Annotated in this window: 5 protein-coding genes; 3 read left to right on the top strand and 2 right to left on the bottom strand. The window is 69.3% G+C overall.

Going from position 1 to position 3,924, the window contains the following annotated elements; all coding sequences use genetic code 11:
* Together PKH97_RS14610 and PKH97_RS14605 are read left to right on the top strand one after the other, a co-directional pair.
* The coding region (locus PKH97_RS14610; RefSeq protein ID WP_324388300.1) for a sterol desaturase family protein at window positions 1-1,229 on the top strand (1,229 nt) is incomplete at its 5' end.
* Window positions 1,230-1,242: 13 nt separating this feature from the next.
* The gene (locus tag PKH97_RS14605) at window positions 1,243-1,641 is read left to right on the top strand and encodes a VOC family protein (RefSeq protein WP_324388299.1); all 399 of its coding nucleotides are present in this window, start codon (window positions 1,243-1,245) and stop codon (window positions 1,639-1,641) included.
* A gap of 107 nt (window positions 1,642-1,748) precedes the next feature.
* Here PKH97_RS14605 and PKH97_RS14600 read toward each other — a convergent pair whose 3' ends face one another.
* Both PKH97_RS14600 and PKH97_RS14595 read right to left on the bottom strand, forming a co-directional pair.
* Window positions 1,749-2,297 (bottom strand): NAD(P)H-dependent oxidoreductase, encoded by a 549-nt coding sequence (locus PKH97_RS14600; RefSeq protein WP_324388298.1) that lies wholly within the window; start codon window positions 2,295-2,297, stop codon window positions 1,749-1,751.
* A gap of 108 nt (window positions 2,298-2,405) precedes the next feature.
* Window positions 2,406-2,858, bottom strand: coding sequence for a hypothetical protein (locus tag PKH97_RS14595; RefSeq protein ID WP_324388296.1), 453 nt, complete (start codon window positions 2,856-2,858; stop codon window positions 2,406-2,408).
* Window positions 2,859-2,989: 131 nt separating this feature from the next.
* Here PKH97_RS14595 and PKH97_RS14590 point away from each other — a divergent pair, with 131 nt between their 5' ends.
* Entirely contained in the window at window positions 2,990-3,751 is a 762-nt protein-coding gene (locus tag PKH97_RS14590) for a helical backbone metal receptor (protein ID WP_324388295.1), read from the top strand.
* Window positions 3,752-3,924: the final 173 nt, after the last annotated feature.

Below are 3,924 nucleotides of genomic sequence, written 5' to 3'. Positions count from 1 at the left end.
TTGACCTAACCGTGCTCGCGATCCCGGCGTATGTCGGGGCGATGGGGGCCGAGTACGCGTGGCTGCGGCGCAACCCCCCAGCGCCCGGCACCACTCGCGCAAGTGACTACACCCTTGCCGACACACTCGCCAGCCTGTCGATGGGCGTCGGCAGTCTCCTCGCCCCCACTGTGGCCAAGCGCGTGCTCGACCCGGTCACGCCCGGCGTCGGCCGCTGGAGCAAGGCTTTGCTGGGCACGGCGGCGGCCGGTGCGCTCGTCACCACGATCGCCGACATCGTCCGAGTCCGGTATGCCGCGGGCGAACTCCCCGCTGCCGGCGTCCGGCCCGACCCTGGCACTCCCGCCGGCTCGGTGTCCGCGACCCCTCCGGATACGCCCGCCGCCCAAGGATCCGCGGCCGCTAGCGGCGCGACCGCCGGCAGATGGCCCGCGGCCGATCCCGCCACGCCCGCCATGCTGGCCGCGATCAGCCCGAACAGCATTGTCCCGCAACGCCTCACCGGCGCCGCCGCGGTAGCAGCAGTAGGTGCGACGGCGCTCACCGTCGCCACGACCTGGGCGGCCCAGACGTCGGCCAAGCACCTTTTCGAAACCCACGCGCGCGACCTCGGCTCGGGCGCGCTGGGCACTGTGCTCGCCATCGCCGGCTGGGACTTCATCTACTACTGGAACCACCGGCTCTCGCACGAGAGCCGCTGGCTCTGGGCGGTCCACGTCGTCCACCACAGCAGCGAGCACTACAACCTCTCGACCGCGCTCCGACAGCCCGTCGCTGAGGGGGTGACGTGGACCGTGCCCTACGGGCTACTGGCGCTGATCGGCATACGGCCATCGGCGATCGAGAACGCGCGAGCGCTCAATCTGATCTACCAGTTCTGGATTCACACCGAGGTGGTGCGCTCGATCGGGTGGCTGGAGCGTGTGCTCAACACCCCGTCACACCATCGGGTCCACCATGGCTCCAACCGCCGCTATCTCGACCGAAATCACGGCAGCATCTTGATCGTCTGGGACCGGATCTTCGGCACCTTCGAGCCGGAGGGGGAGCCCGTGGTCTACGGCCTCACGCGCAATATCGACACCAACAACCCGGCCCGCATCGCGGCCCATGAATGGCGCGATATCGCCCGCGACATCGCCGGTTCCCGCACGTGGAGCGACCGTTTCGGCTATCTGGTGCGCGGCCCTGGATGGGCGTATTCGCGGCGGCCCGCCGCGGCGGTGTGATTGCCTAGGGCGTATGACGTCCTTTGTCTCGCACACCTCGGTCGACGCCGGCAACGCCTACGAGCAGGCGGAGTTCTGGAAGCAGGTCCTCGGCTATGTCGACGATCCCGACGACCCCAACAGCCCCGGCGATCCGGAGTGTTCGATCGAGGATCCGGAAACCGGTCATACGATCCTGTTCATCGAGGTCCCGGAGCGCAAGACGCTGAAGAACCGCCTGCACTTCGATCTGCGGCCGCGACCGGACTCAGGCACCCGTGATGAGGAGTTGACGCGTCTGCTCGCCCTCGGCGCCCGTCAGGTCAGCGACCTGCGCGGTATCGACGGCCCCGGCACCGGCTGGGTCGTGCTGGCGGACCCCGAGGGCAACGAGTTCTGCATCCTGCGCTCGCCCGCCGAGCTCGGCCGCTGACGCGGCCCGGCGCTCGCCCGCCGAACTCTGCCGCTGGGACGGCCCAGCGCTCGGCTGCTCATGCAGCCGAGCGCCGTTCGGACCTGATCGGCCCGCTCAACTCGCCCTCAGCCGCGCAGCTTGGCGGTCAGAGGCAGCAGCTGGCCCAGCAGGGTCTCGAACTCCGCGGCCCGCCGGTCGTTCGGGGTGAAGCCGTTCGGCCCGAATTCGGTGAACAGGCTGCACGAAACCTGCTGGCGCACATCGACCATCGAGAAGTTCGAGACGATCTGACGCCAGTGCTCCACCGCCCGCACACCCGACTCCGCGCCATAGGAGACGAAGGCCACCGTCTTGCCGGCCCACTCGCTGCCGAGCGAGTCGAAGGCGTTCTTGAAGGCACCCGGCACGCTGTGGTTGTACTCCGGCGTGACGAAGATGAAGCCGTCGCAGGCGTCGACGGCCCGGCTCCAGGCGGTGACCTCGGGGCTCTCGTACTGCTTGTTCGCCGCTCCGGGGACGGTGGCGGAGGTGAGCAGCGGCACGTCGAAGGTCTTCAGGTCCAGCACCTCGAACACCGCATCCGTGCGGCCCTCGACCTGCTGCCTGACCCAGTCGCCCACCGATTCGCCGGTGCGGCCGTCGCGGATCGAGCCAAGGATGATGCCGATTTTCATGGGGTAGTGCTCCTAGGGGAGGGCGTCGCCGCTGATGCGGCCGTTCCTTGAACGAGCAACCACCTTAGTCGGATTGCTATTCCCCAGGCCGTATGCCGTGTGGCGACCTCAGCCGGATCCCCCCAGATCGACTTCGTAGGCCTCGTGCACGAGTTTCGCGCCGCGCTCGCGGTGCCTGACCAGCCGGGCCAACAGTCCGCGCACGGCGGCACGGTGCCCGGCCACGTCCTGACCGGCCAGCCCGTCGTCGCGCTCATCCAGCAGGCGGTCGACCTCGAGGAGCAGGTGGGCGTGCTCGTCGAGCTGGGCATCGACGCCATTGGTCAGGCGCGGCGCCGAGGCGCGCAGATCGTCATACAGCCCGCCCTCGGCCTCGGTCAGCTCGACGTGCGTGCGGATGTCGTGGGCGAGTTCGGTCAAAGCTGCGCGCACGCGCCGCCGCCAATGCGGTCCCTCGTCCGCAGGCAACTCCAGTGCTGCGTCGAGGGCCTGCATGGCCTCACCCAGCTCACCCCTGTGGGCCCGCACCCGTTCGAGATAGCTGGCAAATGCCTGATCCATCACGCCTCCCGCTGCCCGGCCGATAGCACCATGGTCCCTGCTGGGGGCAGGACACGCCAGAGGGGAGCGCCAAAGCTGGCCGCGCGGGCCCGCGGACAAGATCGGGCGCGCCTGGATGGCACGATGGCGAGATGGGTGCGGCACCGACTCACGACGACTTGGGGTATGCCGTCGACCTCCCCGCGCGACCGACCCGCGTCATCTCCTTGGTGCCTTCGCTCACCGAGGCCATCGCGGCCACGGCGCCCGAGGTGCTCGTCGGTGCCACCGACTGGTGCACGCACCCGGCCGGCCTGGATGTGGTCCGGGTGCGCGGCACCAAGAACCCAGATCGCGCCGCGATCGCCACACTTCGTCCCGATCTGGTGGTCGCCAACAAGGAGGAGAACCGGGAGCTTGATGTGGACCGCTTGCGTGCAGCCGGCATACCGGTCTGGGTGACCGACATCGTCGATGTGCCGACGGCACTCGCGTCGATGGCCCGCCTCGTCGCCGTTCTCACCGAGGATGAGCCGGTATGGCTGCGGCAGGCTCGCGAGCTGTGGTCCGGGCCGGTGCCCTCACCGCATACGCGCGTCGCTGTCCCGATCTGGCGCGATCCGTGGATGGTCGTGGGCGGCGCCACCTACACCAGCGATCTGCTCGCGCGCTTGGGCCTGGCCAATGTCTTCGCCGGCCGGGAGCGCTATCCGCATGTCGAGCTTGGCGAGATCGACACATCGAGGGTGGATGTGGTGCTGCTCCCGGATGAGCCCTATGTCTTCACTGCCGACGACGGACCCGAGGCGTTCGCGCGAGTCTCGACACGCCTGGTGTCCGGGCGGTTGCTGACGTGGTACGGCCCGGCCATGATCGAGGCGCACGCCATGGGCGCCCGCTTCCGTCCCGCCTGACGCCTGCGGAGGCCGACCGCGGAGGCCGACCGCCTACGCTGGCTTCCACGCCATAGGTCAGCGCGGCCGACGGGCCGCCGGAACGCCTGGAGGAATACGCCGGTGCCGCACACCCTCGTCGTGATCCGTCACGCCAAGTCCGACTGGGAAGTCGCCGCGACCGACCGGGACCG

Origin of the sequence: Nostocoides sp. (genome assembly GCF_035343835.1) — a bacterium.
Taxonomy (GTDB): Bacteria; Actinomycetota; Actinomycetes; order Actinomycetales; family Dermatophilaceae; genus Nostocoides_A; species Nostocoides_A vanveenii.
The sequence above is the reverse complement of the archived record's forward strand: the minus strand, read 5'-3'. Positions and strand labels throughout refer to the sequence as shown.